This is a genomic window from Desulfosporosinus sp. I2, assembly GCF_000960765.1.
Taxonomy (GTDB): Bacteria; Bacillota; Desulfitobacteriia; order Desulfitobacteriales; family Desulfitobacteriaceae; genus Desulfosporosinus.
This window is the reverse complement of sequence record NZ_JYNH01000108.1, coordinates 1-15729: the sequence shown is the minus strand read 5'-3', so window position 1 is coordinate 15729 and position 15729 is coordinate 1. Positions and strand designations below refer to the sequence as shown.

Sequence of the window (15729 nt, the reverse complement as noted above, 5' to 3'; positions counted from 1 at the left end):
GAAAAAGTAACCCCCTTAAAATACCTATATATGTCGCTAGGTAAATTGAGGGGGTGATGGTTGTTATTTGTCTGTATCAGAGTTTTATGAAGTTTATGAGAGATTAATAGAGTTTGAGGTAAACGTATAACGTTGTTTAAGGATTGTATGGAGGAAATTCCATTGGAGATCGAGATAAGCGTTAGTCATCTCGTACTCACTCAAGCCCTTGGATATAAGATAATCACGAGAAGATTGTTCAAAATCACGAATAAACCCCAGAACTTCTTCAGCATGAGTTGACAACATTTTTCACCCTCCATTTCAAAACAATGCAAAGTTAGAGAAGAACTTATTCAAAGTTAGTTAATAATAATACTATTTTGCAAGAATATATATCTTTACGATTATTATAATCAAAAGGCTTTGAAAAAGCTGTTGGAATAGAGAAAATAGATTGGAGACAAAATGGAAAAGAATGATGAACTAATTAGAACTTTTGTGGTATTTTGCAGAATCTATGTCAACTGGCGGGCAATGACGCCATAAAGTACAATCTAGAAGAAGGTGGTTTCCAGCCCGATAGTGTCGTTTTGCCTCGGGAAAATTATCTAGAATGACATAACAATCTGCAAGAGAATGGTGAATACTGGATTTATAACTAAGAGTTAGCATTTTTTGAGTTATCCACGAGGCACCACTATGGGGAAATCCATTTTGTTTCGCGAGATTCAGGCTTCGTTCAAACATTTTGGCTGCTTCTGGGATTTTGCCGATTTGTTTCAGAACTTGCCCTTGTGTCGAAAGTAGAAGTGGGTTTACTAATGAATAAGGATTTTCACGCAAAACATAAAGCGCGCGTTTAGCTTTGCCCTCTTTAAGAAGGATGTCTCCCAGTGTTGTGCAGAGCAAGGGATCGTGTGAGGGGAGAAATTTTTCCAAAAGAGTTATCGCCTGTGCTGTTTCTTGAAAGTAGTAATATAATTGACTCGCAAAACGAGCTATCGACAAGGGACTGGTGTCTTGAGAAATGGCATGAGCCATTCGTTGAGCAGTTATTTTCTTTTCTGGAGGGTTAAAGCTTTTTTTCTTAAGCATGGCTACATAAGAAAGGTTCAGACCCACAACAAAAACCCAAAGAGCATAATAAAGGTTAAAACGCCAGACGGTAATAGCCGTAGCAATCATAGTGACCGTCAATAAGAACATGAAAAAACATAGTTTTTGTACATAAAGTATTTCTCGATCGTATTGTACTCTGCTCATCCTATCCCCCCTGGTTATTAATACGATAAATAGGAGGTAATTAGAACAGAAACAAAATGAGCATTCCTAAGCGGAATGCTCATTAAAACATCGTTATGATGTTAACTTCTTGGTGGAGGTAAGCGGGATCGAACCGCTGGCCTCTAAAATGCGAATCTAGCGCTCTCCCAGCTGAGCTATACCCCCAATTACTATTATTATAATCTAATGAATAATAATTACAAGTGAAATCGGTAAATTACCACGAAAAGTGAAAAAGCAAACACGTTCACCCACTTATTGAAGTGGGTGAACGTGGAACAACAATAAAAACCAGCGTTTAAATAGTTTGAGGATTTCCGCGTCCGGAAATCCTCAATGCGCAAGGTCTAGTGAATCTACTACTAGACTTTACTTATTTAAACGATAACGCAAATTTTGTCGAAAATCAATGAGTAAATTCTAGGAGATTTTTGGATTTATTAATTGCATGAAATTTCTCATGGCCTTTAAATATGAGGATTCTTCGCCTGGGTTTTTGGTAGGCAAATAAATCTAATTACAATATTGAAAATTTTAATACAATAGATATTGTATTTTAAGTAAGTTTATCATAGAATTATATCATAAGGCGGTATGATGGTCTGACCACTTAGTAAGGATTAATGAGAATTGAAATTAATCTCAGATAGCCTGATAGATAATGGGAGGGAAGATTTAGATGAGAATTGACCACTTAACTGAGTTATATGAACGATTTAAAGCTAAATTAGAAGGAGTGTCCGGAGAATGTTATCGAGTCGGAACAGCAAGCGAGGCTGGTGAACTTATTTGCAATGTGATGCTTGAAAAAGGCATCAGAAATGTAGCACTTTTAAAGGCCCCTATTTTAGATAAAGGAAATATTACATACCAGATTCAAAGTGCCGGCATTACGGTATATACGGATCATTTTCGAGAAGTAACTCCGACAGCCGATGCAGGTATTACTCAAGTGAACTACGCCATCGCTGAATCAGGAACGCTAGTTCAGGCAGATGCAGATGCTAATGTTAATCAGCGCTTGTGCTCTACCCTTGTTCCTATTCACATTGCCCTAGTTTCGACGTCAGCACTTATAACAACCTTAAAAGAAACGATGGCGATACTTCATCAACTTCCTCAAATACCAGGGTTTGTGGGGTTTATCACAGGACCCAGTAGAACCTCAGATATTGAACGTGTTTTGACGATAGGGGTACATGGCCCAAAACAACTTGTGGTGGTCTTTGTCGATGAGCAAGTAGAGGAAGTGATTTAATTGGCTGATAAACAATTTAAGAAGAAAATTTCTGAGGCACTTGGCAATGATGTTTTGCGTGGAGCGTTGGGTCGTTTTGGAGATGCTTATACTATTTCTCGTGCCAAAGCGTATGAAGGGTATGATTTTAAGTCAATTAGTGACAATATTGCGGAAGTAAAGTCATATGCAGCTAGTCATTTGGAAGAGATGATCGATCAGTTCGAGCAGTCTGCTACTGCACGGGGAGCAAAAGTCTTCCGTGCTTCAACGGGTGAGGATGCTAAACAATATATTCTTGAGTTAGCTCAACGTCGTGACGTGAAGAAAATTGTTAAGTCAAAGTCGATGGTTTCGGAAGAAATTCTATTAAACCAAACGTTAATATCTGCAGGAATCAGTGTTCAGGAAACTGACTTAGGGGAGTGGATTGTACAGCTTGCAGGTCAACACCCTTCCCACATGGTTTTGCCAGCCATCCACCTCACAAAAGAAGAGGTTGCTCATATTTTTTCAGGGCATTTACACAAGTTGAACCAACCTGTAATTGCTGAGCTTGTGAAAACCGCTCGTGAAGAACTCCGTAAATCATTTCTTGAAGCCGATATGGGGATTTCTGGAGCAAATATGGCTATTGCAGAGACAGGAACTTTAATAATGCTTACTAATGAAGGTAATGGACGCCTAACGTCAACGCTGCCCCCTGTCCATGTTTTTTTAGTCGGTATCGAAAAGCTTGTTCCTAAATTTGAAGATGCGACCCATATCCTCCAAGCACTTCCTAAGAGTGCAACGGGTCAACAAATTACGAGTTATGTAAGTATGGTAACGGGTCCAACACCTGCTTATTATTCCGATGGTACGGTTAAAGATAAGGAATTCCACATCATTTTAATGGACAATGGTCGTCGAAAGATGTATAACGATGAGAAGTTTAAAAAGACCTTCCAATGTATTCGTTGTGCCTCTTGTCTCAACGTTTGCCCTGCCTTCCAACTTGTAGGAGGGCATGTTTATGGACATATTTATACGGGCGGGATTGGAACGATTTTAACCAACTTCCTCAATTCTGAAAAAGATGCACAGAATCCTCAAAATCTTTGTCTGCAATGCGGTAAGTGTTCAGAAGTATGTCCAGGTAAATTAGATATTCCACAAATGATCTTGGAAATAAGAAATCGCATGGGTGAAAAAGAAGGACTACCGTTTACTCAAAAATTCGCTCTCGATGTGGTTTCTAATCGCCGATTGTTCCATTCGTTACTACGTGTAGCATCCGTTGCCCAAAAACCTTTTACCAAAGGACAACCAGTCATTCGTCATCTACCTATGTTTCTTTCGGGTCTTACTGAGAAAAAGAGTTTACCTGCCGTAGCTAAGGTACCCTTCCGAGATATTTTCAAAACCATTAAGCAAGATGTGAAGAATCCAAAAGGCAAAATTGCCCTTTATGCTGGATGCCTGATCGATTTTGTTTATCCGAAGATCGGAGAAGGAGTTATTGTTGCACTCAATGAAAAAGGATATGAAGTCGTTTTTCCTGAAGGGCAATCCTGCTGTGGTGCACCAGCTACCTATATGGGTGACCGCAATAATGCTCGTAAATGTGCCATAATGAATATTGAGGCTTTAGAGGCTGAAAAGGTTGACTACGTGGTTTCTGCCTGTCCAACCTGTACCCATGCACTTAAAGAAAGTTTCAAAGAGTTGCTTCAGGATGATCCGGGGTTGGCAGCTCGCGCTGAAGAGTTGAGCAGTAAGTCAAAGGATTTCTCTAAATTGTTATCGGACTTGGGTGGATTGAAACCTGGGGGAGATGGAGTAGCCTTAAAAGTAACGTACCATGATTCTTGTCATCTAAAACGATCCATGGGAGTTTATGCTGAACCTCGAAAAATATTAAGTGATACTTCTGGAGTACAACTGATTGAGATGAAGGAATCTGATCGTTGTTGTGGTTTCGCAGGCTCCTATTCGATTAAGTTTCCTGAGTTATCAACTCCTATCTTGGAGCGTAAACTTAATAATATTGAAGAGACGGGTGCTGACGTCGTTGTAGTCGATTGTCCAGGATGTTTGATGCAAATCTCTGGGGGTTTAGATAAGCGAAACCCAGGTATCAGGGTTATTCATACAGCAGAACTCCTCTTAGAGAAACGAAAAAAACTAAAGAATAAAACTAAATAGTAGTCAGTTCAACAATCTTAGTGTCAAAAATACATTTTTCAAGCAAGGAATTCCCAACGTTTACCTAGAATGTAAATAAAGTGAGCAGGTAACCTTTTATCCAAAGTGTATGGCAATGTGTTGCCACGAAAGCGAGCGAAATCGCATTGAAGGAGAAAGGTTGTTGCTAGAGAGGGAGAAAGGGGCTAACCATTTCGTAAAAACGTAGTTTTCATATACAGACTTAAAAAGGGCGATTTAGACGATTGATGAATGATAAAGATGTAAGAATGAATTATTGATGCGTAACTTTTTTAAGGGCTTAGATATGAGTTTTTATGGTTTTAATGGAACCCTGTTTCTGAAGCCTCATCAAGAACATTGTCCTCCTTATGAGTCTGCAGCACAATATGGAGGAACATCCTCAGGGATCGCACCTCTGGGAAACAGAGTGGGCCGTTGCGAGAGCTGAGAACAGTTTGAGATCCTCGAGGGAAATATCCCTGGGGATCATTTTTCTCTTAATACGGAATAGATATTTATAGTAGAGTATTAGATTAGTTCTAAGACACCGGATTATGAAGTGTGGATTAAGTTCCTGAAGTTGGGGATATTATTGACTTGAAGCATAAGCTTTTAACTCTAGAAGGAATTCAGAAGAAAAGGGAGAATAATATAAAGAAGCTAGAAACATTGTATTGCTTGATGGGTTTAAGGTCTTAATAGGAGGACATTGACGTGATTCAAGCCATTCTCTTTGACTTAGAGAAAACTTTGACAAATATTGATTCTGCAGAATTTATGCAGAATTACCTCGGTATATTAGCGCCTCGATTTGCGCATCTTTTACCGCCTGATAAATTTTCGAAACAATTATTAAAGTCATTGGAAGTTACTCAAAAGGAACCAAAACTAGGTCAGACTAACATACAGACGTTTTTTGACGATTTTTGTAAAGCAACAGGTCAGTCGATTCAGACCCTTAAACCCATTTTTGAAGAGTTTTATGCTTCGGATTTTCCCACGTTGAGATGTTTAGTTCAAGTTAATCCGCTTGGGGTTAAAGTGGTTGAGTATGCAATTCAGCAAGGCTTTTTAACGGCAGCGGTATCGAATTTGATAATGCCTTTGAGTGCTATGCAAGAACAAATTCGCTGGATGGGTCTCGAACCGGAACATTTTAAAGTGATTTCCTCTTTAGATACCTCACACTATTGTAAACCTCATATCGAGTTCTATCGCGAAATTGCAGATAGTCTTGGAGTTGGACCGGAAAGCTGTCTGTTGGTTAGTAAGGATCCCAAAGATTTTGTATGTCAAGAACTGGGAATGAAAGTGTTTTTTATTGGGGAGCAAAGTTCTGAGGTCCAGTCAGATTTTGTTGGACAACTTGACGATCTCCTTCGATACATTAGTCTAGGGAGCTTGTAGTGGAGGATGTTTTGATTACATCGACTGTAGTAAGAAAGGAAGGATCAACGTTGGTGGGTTCTTGCCAGTTCGCACAATGTAAAACGAGTGAAAGGCTAGACCAAGCGTTTCCATCTGTCCGTATAGCTCCATTATTCTATGAATTTCTAGGCCGTTATAATGATTGGAGGCTTGCTAAACTTCAAGTCATGATAGGGTCGATCCTTGTATTATTCTTAGGGTTATTTGCCTTAATTATGCCTTGGTTCTTGCCAAAAGTCGGAGTATGGATAAGTTTGGTTATTTTTATTCTTTTCTTTTTTGCCTTAAGATATTATCTCGTTGTTAACGAGCGAGCGAGCCATTTATACATTAATGTCTATGTATTGCACCATCATTTAATTGGCAAGCTCGAGGTGGGTTTTTGTGATCACCATGAACCTTGCCATTGTGTAGCGGATTTCCGAGGCTATGTATTAAAAAATTATAGGATTTCCTTTGAAAGCGGTTCCTTAAGATGAATTGGGGATATATTACAGACAGAAAAACTCTATCCCATCTGAAGTTTAACGATGGACCACTAAGAAGTGGGTCTTTATTTAAAACTTTATGGGAATTTATTGGCGAAATTGACCAAAGAATGCTAGAATAAATCAATCTATAGTTGATTAATAAAAATAATTGGAGGTTTTTTTAATGAAAAAATATGTTTGTTCTGCTTGCGGTTATGTTTATGATCCTGAGGTTGGGGACACTGATTCCGGAATAGCACCGGGTACTGCTTTTGAAGATCTCCCGGAAGATTGGGTTTGCCCACTTTGTGGCGTAAGCAAAGATATGTTTGAAGCAGAGTAAGACTCTATTCTGATAATTAGCTTGACAATTATGATTGATAAACCGACTATGTCAGTGGATTACTTAACAGGTTAAAGGGACTGTGGCAAATAAAATTGAGTTTGCCACAGTCCCTTTTTAATGCTGTTTGAATACTTATAGTTCCATGATTGCTGCTTCATCACGATCCAGTTTTTCCATGCAACCTTTTAGGCGATTTCGTAGGGTCGTATCGCTTACGGCCTCACGCATTTGGCGCATGAGATCAATAGTGCGTCGGAAAACGCTAATAATGTCTCCTTCGTCTAAGTTGCATAATGCTTGAACTTCCACAAATGTACTGCCTTGGCTCCAAGCATAGGTGATTCCAGCGACTCTGGGGTCATATCTTACTGAGTCTTGCCCACAAACACTTTGAAGGTAGTCTACAAGTTCTTTGACGGGTGTAGAATCAAAAACTGCAGACCTATGAAACATATCGTTTTTTCTTGCTTCGAAATCTATACTGGACAGCAGGGCATTGAGCTGGTCATCATCAAGTTGCGGGAAAACATCTGAGTAAATTAGCTCAGTTACTAGGAGTTCTTGGACATAAATACGACTGGCCGAAGTTCCACGCGGTAAAAGCTCATCTCCACGCATATACCCTAACTGGCGCAGATGGTTTTTTTTGTATTCAAATTCTTGTAGAAAGGCATTTTCTTCAGGTAGTGCGTCTAGTGCTTTTTGGATGTCTTGTTGTTGTTGCTTTATCGAGAGGTAGGCTTTGCTTTGAGTTTGGCAGTTTTCTTGCTTTTGGATTGGGCAACTCTTGGGAGATTGAGATAAGAGCTTTTCCCAGCTGCGAATTTTTCGGGCCATTTCACGTCCGTACACTCGAGACTGTTTTCGGGGTCCTAAGGCTTTAAACGTTTTCTTTAGCCTCTCTAGTTCCTGACGTTTAGGATGATGTTTAAGTGGACACTGGAAGGTTCCAACCTCTTCGCAGAGATGTTGTGCTCCATTGAGTTGTTGCTGAATCTGGGCTAACTCAGTGTGCAGGGAATCAGAACTTAGACGGTAGCTATAGGCAGCAAAGCTCTTTTGAAAGTAGATTTCAATTTGAGCTTGGGTTAAGGTTGCTGTGAGATTGAGAACAGTATTGTAGGTTAGTCTAAATTGACTGGTAAGGGGTTCAAGACGATTTAACTGGAATTTAGGGGGTGGACTTTTCTCCATATAGGCTAGGTCGACAAGGGCAAACGAGAAGCCTTTTTCATCGAGGCCGCGTCGTCCTGCCCGACCAGACATTTGAAAAAACTCATGATTGGCCAGCGGTCGAAAGTTTCGCCCATCATACTTGTTTAAGGAATCGAAACAGACCGCTTTAACGGGATAATTAATCCCAACACTAAAGGTTTCTGTGCAGTAGAGCACTTTTATGAGTCGTTCTAAAAAAAGTTCTTCAACGATGACCTTTTGTGAGGGGAGTAACCCTGCATGATGATAGGCGATTCCCTTTGAACATAACCGCCTGAGTTGTCTTGTCGAAGAAGACCAGTCATCTTCTGGTCCAAAGTTCTGCAGAAATTTCTCCTCGACAGTTCGACGTTCGCTTGCCTTGAGGTAATTAGCGATGGTCGCTAATTCCATAGCTTTTAAGGCACATTGTTTGCGGCTAAAAACAAAGAAAAGTGCTGGGAGATGTTCACGCTGAATTGTGCGAATGAGGTCTAAATGAGTGGTTGGGCCAAAAGGATTTTCATCATTGATACGGTCTTTGAGTTTTCGACGATAGTATCGCCATAGTTGGTCATAGTCTACTAGGCCAGTGTCTTTGGTGTAGTAATAATACTCTAAGGGTACTACACGATTATGTTCTTCAATTAAAGCTACCTCTTCATGTCGGATGGATTCGATCCAATCCACTAGGTGTTTAGCATTGGCGATGGTTGCACTCAAGCCGAGAATCTTCATTTTTAAAGGTGCCAGAATAATGGACTCTTCCCAAACGGTGCCCCGCTCCTCGTCATTTAACCAGTGGATTTCATCAAAGACAATATGAGATACAAATTCTAGAGCAGGGTCTTCGGTAATGACTTGGTTGCGAAAGACTTCCGTTGTCATTATGAGTAGTGGAGCAGTTGGATTTAGGACGACATCCCCAGTCATGATGCCTACTGCTTCTTCGCCAAACTGTTTTTTGAAGTCTCTAAATTTCTGATTACTGAGTGCTTTAATAGGTGCCGTATAGATCACTCTTAAGTGTTCTTTCATGGATTTTTCGATTAAATAATCTGCTACGAGGGTTTTCCCTGTACCAGTGGGTGCAGCAACGATGACGGATTTTCCGGCATCAATAGCATCAAGAGCTTCTTCCTGAAAAGGATCTAAAGTAAGTTCGTGATAAGTGCGATTAGACATAGTAGTCAGCTCGTTTCTGATGTCATTTTACTAATTTTAACAAAGCAATCAATAATGGTCAAATTTAGGGGAGATATGGTCTGAATGATCTCTTGAATCCATAGGATGAAACAAGAGACAAGGCTAGGGGGGATCAAATTGTCTTCGATACGATTAGAGATTGAAAGGGCTATGGGACTAAAGTTCCCAGAACGAAATGGAGAAGTAATCATACGGTTTGAGGAATCTATGGAAATTCCTCCAGTAGCTGAAACCTTGATGCGGGGATTATATCGTGATCCTGATCGCGTGCGTCAAGGTTTCAAGGTATTGCATCAAGAGACTGGGTCGATCATTGATATTCTCATGCCTCGACGCTCTCGGTTACGTGAATGGGCAGACTCTCTTCCTGAGCGTCCCAGAGAAGCGGAATCCTTCTTGAAAGACACGGCCGAGCAACTTTTACTTAAAGAGCAGCGCTTGGCACATGCTGAGCGAGAGTTAGTGGAGCAATTGCAGGGAAGCGGATTGGATGACATTTATCCAATCCCATTAGGTGCTTTTGGAATATGTACCTACAGAGATCCAGCTGTTAAAATCTTTCTCAAGCCTCTTGGCAGGTTTTCAGAACTATTTCAAATTAATCCAGATACTTTGCGGCAGGCTGTGCGCGTTCACTTCCTATTCTTACTTTTATTGATTGCCGGTCTTGATTTAGATGGGCAAGTATATGCTAGGGAGGGTGAAGAAAAAGTAATTCATTGGTTAACCAGTATTTACACGATTCGATATCTAAGAAGCCAATCTACGGAATTGATCCAATGTTATCAGGAATGGGTTAAAGCTTGGGGTGGTAGAATACCAAACCAAAGTATGCTGAATGAACGGGGATGTGAAAAAACCCGTGCAGCAATGGTTTTTTGGCGTCGTCAGTCGAACATTAACTGGGAAGATTGTTGGCGAATCATAAATCAACTAGAACCACCAGATAGTACGAATAGTGTGGTGTTTAGTTAAGGCCAGTCTGCTAATTCGTTAGGCTTTATGATTTCTAATCGATCGTCAACAAGCTTTATAATTCCAGACCGTTTCCAGTTGTTGATAGATCGGTTAACGCATTCACGTGAAGTCCCAATCATACTGGCTAAATCCCGATGGGTTAGAGAGGCATCTACAAAAATAGGTTGTCCAGGGCTTAGTGCTGGTCGTGCTAGACGAAGGAAAAGGGCCGCTAGAATTCCCGCAGTTGAGCGATTGGTTAAAATACGGATAAACTCCTGGGCTAGTCTTAAGCGTCTGCTTAAGGTACGAATGAGAGCTATTGAGAGCACAGGGCTCGATTCGAGAATTTGGGGCATTACTTCGTTGTGGAGAACTAATAAGATACTGTCCTGCAGAACTTCAGCAGTTGCTGGGTATGAGCCCGCTTCGAGAAGTAAAACCTCGGCGAAACAATCATAGGGACCACACCAATCAAGAATCTGTTCTTCCCCTTCAGGGGTTGATTTACTGAGTTTAACTTGCCCAGAAAGCACAAAATAAACAGAAGAACCAATCTCTCCCTCTACAAATAACAGTTGCCCTCGTCGGTAACGACGTTCAACTAAATGTGGAAGAAGAGGGGCAACATCATTAGGGTTTAAGGATGAAAATAGAGAAAAACGGAGAAGTTGTTCAGGGCTAAGCACAAAGAAAACCTCATTTCTAGTCTTGAGTTTCTTTTAAATCCATTTTTACGAGTCATGCAAACGTGCTATAATAGACAATATTCAGTGACAATTCGAGCAATATAAATCACGAGCAATATAAATCAGGAGACCTTTTGGCCTCCTTATTTTATACTAGCAACTAAGGCGGCCGCCTTCGCCAAGGTTAACTAGAAGGTTAATTCGTGCGAAGACAGTGTCTTCGCTCCGCTAAGCTAACACGTGCGAAGACAGTGTCTGCAAGAAGAGTAATCCGTGCAAAAACAGTGTTTTCGTGGGCGCCAGCCAAGTTTTCTTTAACAATAGGTTAGATAGGACCATACACTAAGAAAGAGAGAGGAGGTAGGGTATGATTGAGATTGAAGTGACACCAGTTCGGATAGTATCGGTCATTAACTCTCCTTTTAGGGTCATTACATTATTTTTCGTAGCTGTATTGGCCGTGATCATCATCCTTAATGCGGTCTAAATTGTTACAGAAGATATCCAAATAATTAAATATAACATTAACTCTGTTTTTACGTAGGGTTAATCTAGTGGGTGTGACGGTGTAGCATCCACTTGTTGTGCGGCGCGTACTACTTCCGACATTATGCGTGCTTGGTCAGGAAGCGCCTGGGATTCCCATTGTGTCATAATTTCTCCACGTAAAGAAACATAGTAGCGTGCTGGCAAACGATTTAAAGCAAGTGCCATAATATCAGCCTGACAGCGTTCACAGGAACATGAAAGTTGATTATTAAGCAGGTAATTATGTAGTGCTAGTTGGACAACTATTTCTGAATAGTTTTTTAGTTCATACATCGATTTTATCATCTCCTTTATCGTATTGATAACACCAATAATAAGGGTTTATCGATTAAAGAACAAGTATCTTTTATTGACCAGATGCTAATTGCAAGTCAAAGCCCTTCAACTATTTTTATTTACAAATAATTGAAGGGCTTTTCCGGACAAGATTAACGTTTTAGTTTAAGGGTGATTTCTTGCCAGAAACGGGTTGTTTCATAGCCGAGGCGCCAAATGGCAATCCCCCGCAATCGGTAACTCTTGACAAAACCGAGACGAATCTTGGCAGAAAGTTCATTCTCATACCATACAGTATGTCTTGCACGTCCTCGCCAATAATAAAAGTAAGGTTCTACGGCTTGGTCGGACCAAAGAACTCGTGCGTTAGTCTGAGAGACTAACTCGGGAATATCACGCATCGGGACAAGGCTAGTTGGTTCATCATTGGACCAATCGTATCCATAGGCAGGAATGCCTAATAATAAGTTTTCATTAGGAATATAGCGGATGGCGTAATCCAGTGCTTGAGTCATCCAAGGGAGACTGGAGATCGGACCAGGAGACCCACCTGAGTAGTGCTCATCATAGGTCATAAGGGTAATTGAATCACATAACCTTCCAATCCCAGCAAAGTCATAGCCGGGAGCCTCCCACTCTAAGCGTTTTGCAGGGATAGCAATCGTTAATAGTAAGCCACGATCATGTAATGTAGCTTTTAGAGATTCTAGAAAGGAAAGGAAGGGGATACGGTAAGAGGCTTCAACACCCTCAAAATCGACATGCACTCCTGCTATAGTTTGCGGAAGTAGGTTAATCATATGACGTATACAATTTCGCTGGGAGGCGGTTGAAGATAACACAGAACGCAAGGGGAGAGGATCAAAGATTTTTCCGTTAAAATTATGGAACAGAATAAGGGGCGCGGTACCTTGTTCTATAGCTCCTTGAAGGACTTGCTTGTTAATCTGACCGATGAAACGACCATCTGGTTGAAGTTGATAAGCAAAGTCGGCATACACATCTAAGTGAGAGCCTTGTTGTCGTAGTGTTTCAAGTGCGCGAAAATCGCCTTCGTAGTCCTCAGAATAGTATCCGAGTATCCATTGGCGTTTGTTGATAAGACGTTGTGCAGTGGGCGTCCAATTTGAATTCAATACAGACCTCCTCCTCATGTTGCAAATACTCTTAGGATAAGATATGAGAAGAACGAGAATTAATTTTCTTTTTTATTATGGTAAAATAAGTAAAATGGAGGGATCAGCCATGAATTGGAATTTTATTAAGGATTTGCAAAGGATTTATGACACATTGGATCATTGGGATGTGCCTACGGTTGAACGAGATTACCCGATTATATGGGAAAAAGCTCACGCGACAAGCTGTGCGCAAATCGGTCGTATGTTGGCGGAAATACGAAATATAGACATAGAGCAAGCAGCTTTTGCGTGTGCTTTGCATGACATTGGCCGTTGGGAAAATGGAAAGCAGTTAGAGCATGCTTTAAATGGAGGGGATCCAGTCCGTCGATTCTTAGCAGAGGGCAACTATTCAGAGAAAAATAGAGAATTAATTGTTCAGGCTGTCGTTAACCATTCAAAGAAGGAACAAATCGGAACTCCACTCGAGGAACTCGTCAAGGATGCCGATCTCTTAGATTGTCACTGGCATGGAGAGCATAGCCAAAAACCCTACCATATAGCTAGATTGAAGAAGGCATTAAGCGACTTAGGAATTCGTTGTCTTAATGAGAGGTTAGGTCAGTGAAAAAAGAAAAAGTGCTTCTAATTGCTACAGGTGGAACGATTGCCATGCGTAAGGATGAGACTGGAAAGGTGGTTCCTGCTGTTAATGGTCTTGAGCTTGTAGAAAGCCTTCCCGGTCTTTCACAAGTAGCTGAATGGGTCGTCTGCGATTTCAGTAATGTTGCCAGTTGTAATATTGATCCAATGCATATGAGATTATTAGCAAGTGAGGTCGAGCGGCATTTTTTAGATCCTTTATTGAGAGGGATAATTATTACTCATGGTACGGATACGCTTGAAGAAACAGCCTATTTTCTAGATGTTACTATTAATGACCCTAGGCCCGTGATCCTTACTGCTTCTCAGAGGGATGCTTCGGAGAGTGATTCAGATGGTCCTCGAAATTTACTCAATGCTCTACGTATAGCCCTTGATCCCAGAGCCCATCATCGTGGCGTCGTGATTGCTCTGAATGAGGAAATACATGCTGCACGGGATGTGCGTAAACTCCATACGAGTCATGTGGATGCTTTTGATTCTGGAGATATTGGGGCCCTAGGCAGTATTGATAATGGGGAGGTCATTTGGCATCGCAAACCGGAACCCACGGTTAAACTTGGAGTGCCAAACAGCTTAGCTAACGTTGCAATTTGTAAAGCTTTTACGGGTATGTCTCCGGAAATTTTGAGGATAGCTCACCAAAATATGGATGCCATGGTCATTGAAGCCTTCGGAAGAGGTAACTTACCACCTCAATTGATGAAGGAGATATCTGAACTTGTCACCAAAGGAGTTCCGGTCGTTATCACCTCGCGCTGTTTATTTGGACGAACAGCACCGGTCTATGGATATCCGGGTGGTGGGGCTGATCTAGAACGAGTAGGAGCCTGGTTTTCAGCAGATTTGTCCACTGAGAAAGTTCGCTTATTTTTAAGTATCGCACTAGCTCAAGGTATGGAGAAAAGGGAATTAAGGAAAATTCTTGCTAATGGAGCGGTCGATATTGTAAATTTTCATTAAAATTTGTTTGCTTCTGAGCATGTGCTCTGCTATACTGACCGTGTGCTTGTTAAGACTTGGGCCTATCAAAATTGGAATCCATACTTCGGACCTTATTTGGTGCAACGGATGATAATTTGCGGAGGATCCAATGCGTACAAGAAACACCTAATAAGGAGGAGTTAGTATGGCTCAGGACAGAACTCTAACATGTCGGGATTGCGGTCAGGAATTTATTTTTACGGCCGGTGAACAGGATTTTTACGCTGAAAAAGGATTTGAAAATGATCCAACTCGTTGTCCAGCGTGTCGCCAAGCCCGTAAGCAACAATCAGGTGGTGGCCACGGCGGTGGATTTGGTAGTAATGGTAGTCGTCCACAACGTCAAATGTTTCCCGCAGTATGTGCAAGTTGTGGAGTAGAGACAGAAGTTCCGTTTCAACCTTCAGGTGAAAAACCTGTGTATTGCCGCGATTGCTTTCAATCTATGCGTCGTTACTAGAAAATAATTATTAAAAGGCTAGGGATTACCCCTAGCCTTTTTTGTACTGATCAAAAAGTATAACTTACGTAAGATACTTTCTGGAAGGTCCCTTCTCGCCATCACGGCGCCTTGCCATCCATGGCGGCGCTCTAATCTCGAACATCCTTGTTCGAGTCTTGGCTACAGGACACTCGGCCAATCCACACTGCTGGAGTATGCGTAGTGAGTTGCAGTGTGGCGATAAGCTCATCCGCTTATCGTCGTGGCCAGTGCAACTAAGGCAGCCGCCTTCGCCAAGGCTAACTAGAAGGTTAATTCGTGCGAAGACAGTGTCTGCAAGAAGAGTAATCCGTGCAAAAACAGTGTTTTCGTGGGCGCCAGCCAAGTTTTCTTTATAGTGCGCCAGAATGTAGAGGAGAGACTTGAAATGAAACGGGATTCTGTGATGGCGGGGTATTATATCTTTTATTTTGCTGCGGTGGGAATTTATGTTCCCTTTTTGCCATTATTTCTTGCTCATTCAAATTTAAATACTCTTGAAATTGGTTTTCTCATGTCCGTGGGACCGTTTGCTGGTATTTTCGCTCAGGCTGTCTGGGGAATACAAGCTGATCGCCGAAGAAGACACAAGGAATTTCTTCTTCTGGCTTTTAGCTTTAACTGCACTTATCTGTTTCTCCCTGTCCTATGGCAAGGGGTTTATTTCTTTCGCAG

The 15729-nt window shown here is 41.2% G+C and carries 16 protein-coding genes and 1 tRNA gene; 10 read left to right on the top strand and 7 right to left on the bottom strand.

Going from position 1 to position 15729, the window contains the following annotated elements; genetic code table 11:
- Nucleotides 1–93 precede the first annotated feature (93 nt).
- The 3 genes from UF75_RS18955 to UF75_RS18945 all read right to left on the bottom strand — a co-directional run bounded on the left by UF75_RS18955 (nt 94) and on the right by UF75_RS18945 (nt 1431).
- Nucleotides 94–288, bottom strand: a complete 195-nt coding sequence (locus tag UF75_RS18955; protein ID WP_045576131.1) for a hypothetical protein — start codon at nt 286–288, stop codon at nt 94–96.
- Nucleotides 289–465: 177 nt separating this feature from the next.
- Nucleotides 466–1245 (bottom strand): hypothetical protein, encoded by a 780-nt coding sequence (locus tag UF75_RS18950; RefSeq protein ID WP_045576130.1) that lies wholly within the window; start codon nt 1243–1245, stop codon nt 466–468.
- A gap of 110 nt (nt 1246–1355) precedes the next feature.
- A tRNA-Ala gene (locus UF75_RS18945) sits at nt 1356–1431 on the bottom strand.
- Nucleotides 1432–1945: 514 nt separating this feature from the next.
- Between UF75_RS18945 and UF75_RS18940 the strand changes: the two genes are divergently transcribed.
- From UF75_RS18940 to rd, 5 genes are all read left to right on the top strand, one after another.
- Nucleotides 1946–2524: a lactate utilization protein gene (locus UF75_RS18940; protein WP_045576129.1), complete on the top strand. Its 579-nt coding sequence runs from the start codon at nt 1946–1948 to the stop codon at nt 2522–2524.
- Nucleotides 2525–4690, top strand: a complete 2166-nt coding sequence (gene ldhH, locus UF75_RS18935; protein ID WP_045576128.1) for an L-lactate dehydrogenase (quinone) large subunit LdhH — start codon at nt 2525–2527, stop codon at nt 4688–4690.
- Between the two features lie 717 nt (nt 4691–5407).
- The gene (locus tag UF75_RS18930; protein ID WP_045576127.1) at nt 5408–6100 is read left to right on the top strand and encodes an HAD family hydrolase; all 693 of its coding nucleotides are present in this window, start codon (nt 5408–5410) and stop codon (nt 6098–6100) included.
- 11 nt (nt 6101–6111) lie between these two features.
- Nucleotides 6112–6600 carry a hypothetical protein gene (locus UF75_RS18925; protein ID WP_242860336.1) on the top strand — a complete coding sequence of 163 codons (489 nt, stop codon included), beginning with the start codon at nt 6112–6114 and terminating at the stop codon, nt 6598–6600.
- Between the two features lie 175 nt (nt 6601–6775).
- Nucleotides 6776–6934 (top strand): rubredoxin, encoded by a 159-nt coding sequence (rd, locus tag UF75_RS27485; protein ID WP_082075235.1) that lies wholly within the window; start codon nt 6776–6778, stop codon nt 6932–6934.
- 135 nt (nt 6935–7069) lie between these two features.
- Here rd and UF75_RS18920 read toward each other — a convergent pair whose 3' ends face one another.
- Nucleotides 7070–9316 (bottom strand): DEAD/DEAH box helicase, encoded by a 2247-nt coding sequence (locus UF75_RS18920; protein ID WP_045576126.1) that lies wholly within the window; start codon nt 9314–9316, stop codon nt 7070–7072.
- 138 nt (nt 9317–9454) lie between these two features.
- On the opposite strand from UF75_RS18920, the gene UF75_RS18915 reads away from it, so the two are divergent.
- The gene (locus UF75_RS18915) at nt 9455–10312 is read left to right on the top strand and encodes a hypothetical protein (protein WP_082075234.1); all 858 of its coding nucleotides are present in this window, start codon (nt 9455–9457) and stop codon (nt 10310–10312) included.
- On the opposite strand, the gene UF75_RS18910 is transcribed toward UF75_RS18915, so the two are convergent.
- From UF75_RS18910 to UF75_RS18900, 3 genes are all read right to left on the bottom strand, one after another.
- The gene (locus tag UF75_RS18910; RefSeq protein ID WP_045576124.1) at nt 10309–10983 is read right to left on the bottom strand and encodes a Crp/Fnr family transcriptional regulator; all 675 of its coding nucleotides are present in this window, start codon (nt 10981–10983) and stop codon (nt 10309–10311) included. The genes UF75_RS18915 and UF75_RS18910 overlap by 4 nt on opposite strands.
- 546 nt (nt 10984–11529) lie before the next feature.
- Nucleotides 11530–11805, bottom strand: a complete 276-nt coding sequence (locus UF75_RS18905; protein WP_045576123.1) for a late competence development ComFB family protein — start codon at nt 11803–11805, stop codon at nt 11530–11532.
- Between the two features lie 155 nt (nt 11806–11960).
- The gene (locus UF75_RS18900) at nt 11961–12944 is read right to left on the bottom strand and encodes a glycosyl hydrolase family 18 protein (protein WP_045576122.1); all 984 of its coding nucleotides are present in this window, start codon (nt 12942–12944) and stop codon (nt 11961–11963) included.
- A 109-nt stretch (nt 12945–13053) separates the two neighbouring features.
- Between UF75_RS18900 and UF75_RS18895 the strand changes: the two genes are divergently transcribed.
- From UF75_RS18895 to UF75_RS18880, 4 genes are all read left to right on the top strand, one after another.
- Entirely contained in the window at nt 13054–13554 is a 501-nt protein-coding gene (locus UF75_RS18895) for an HD domain-containing protein (RefSeq protein ID WP_045576121.1), read from the top strand.
- A complete protein-coding gene (locus UF75_RS18890) occupies nt 13551–14552 on the top strand; it encodes an asparaginase (RefSeq protein WP_282433825.1) in 1002 nt (333 codons plus the stop codon). The genes UF75_RS18895 and UF75_RS18890 overlap by 4 nt, the downstream gene beginning before the upstream one ends.
- Nucleotides 14553–14718: 166 nt before the next feature.
- Nucleotides 14719–15033, top strand: coding sequence for a zinc-ribbon domain containing protein (locus UF75_RS18885; RefSeq protein ID WP_045576120.1), 315 nt, complete (start codon nt 14719–14721; stop codon nt 15031–15033).
- Between the two features lie 409 nt (nt 15034–15442).
- Nucleotides 15443–15729, top strand: a 287-nt coding sequence (locus UF75_RS18880; RefSeq protein WP_045576119.1) for an MFS transporter, incomplete at its 3' end; no start/stop codon positions are given.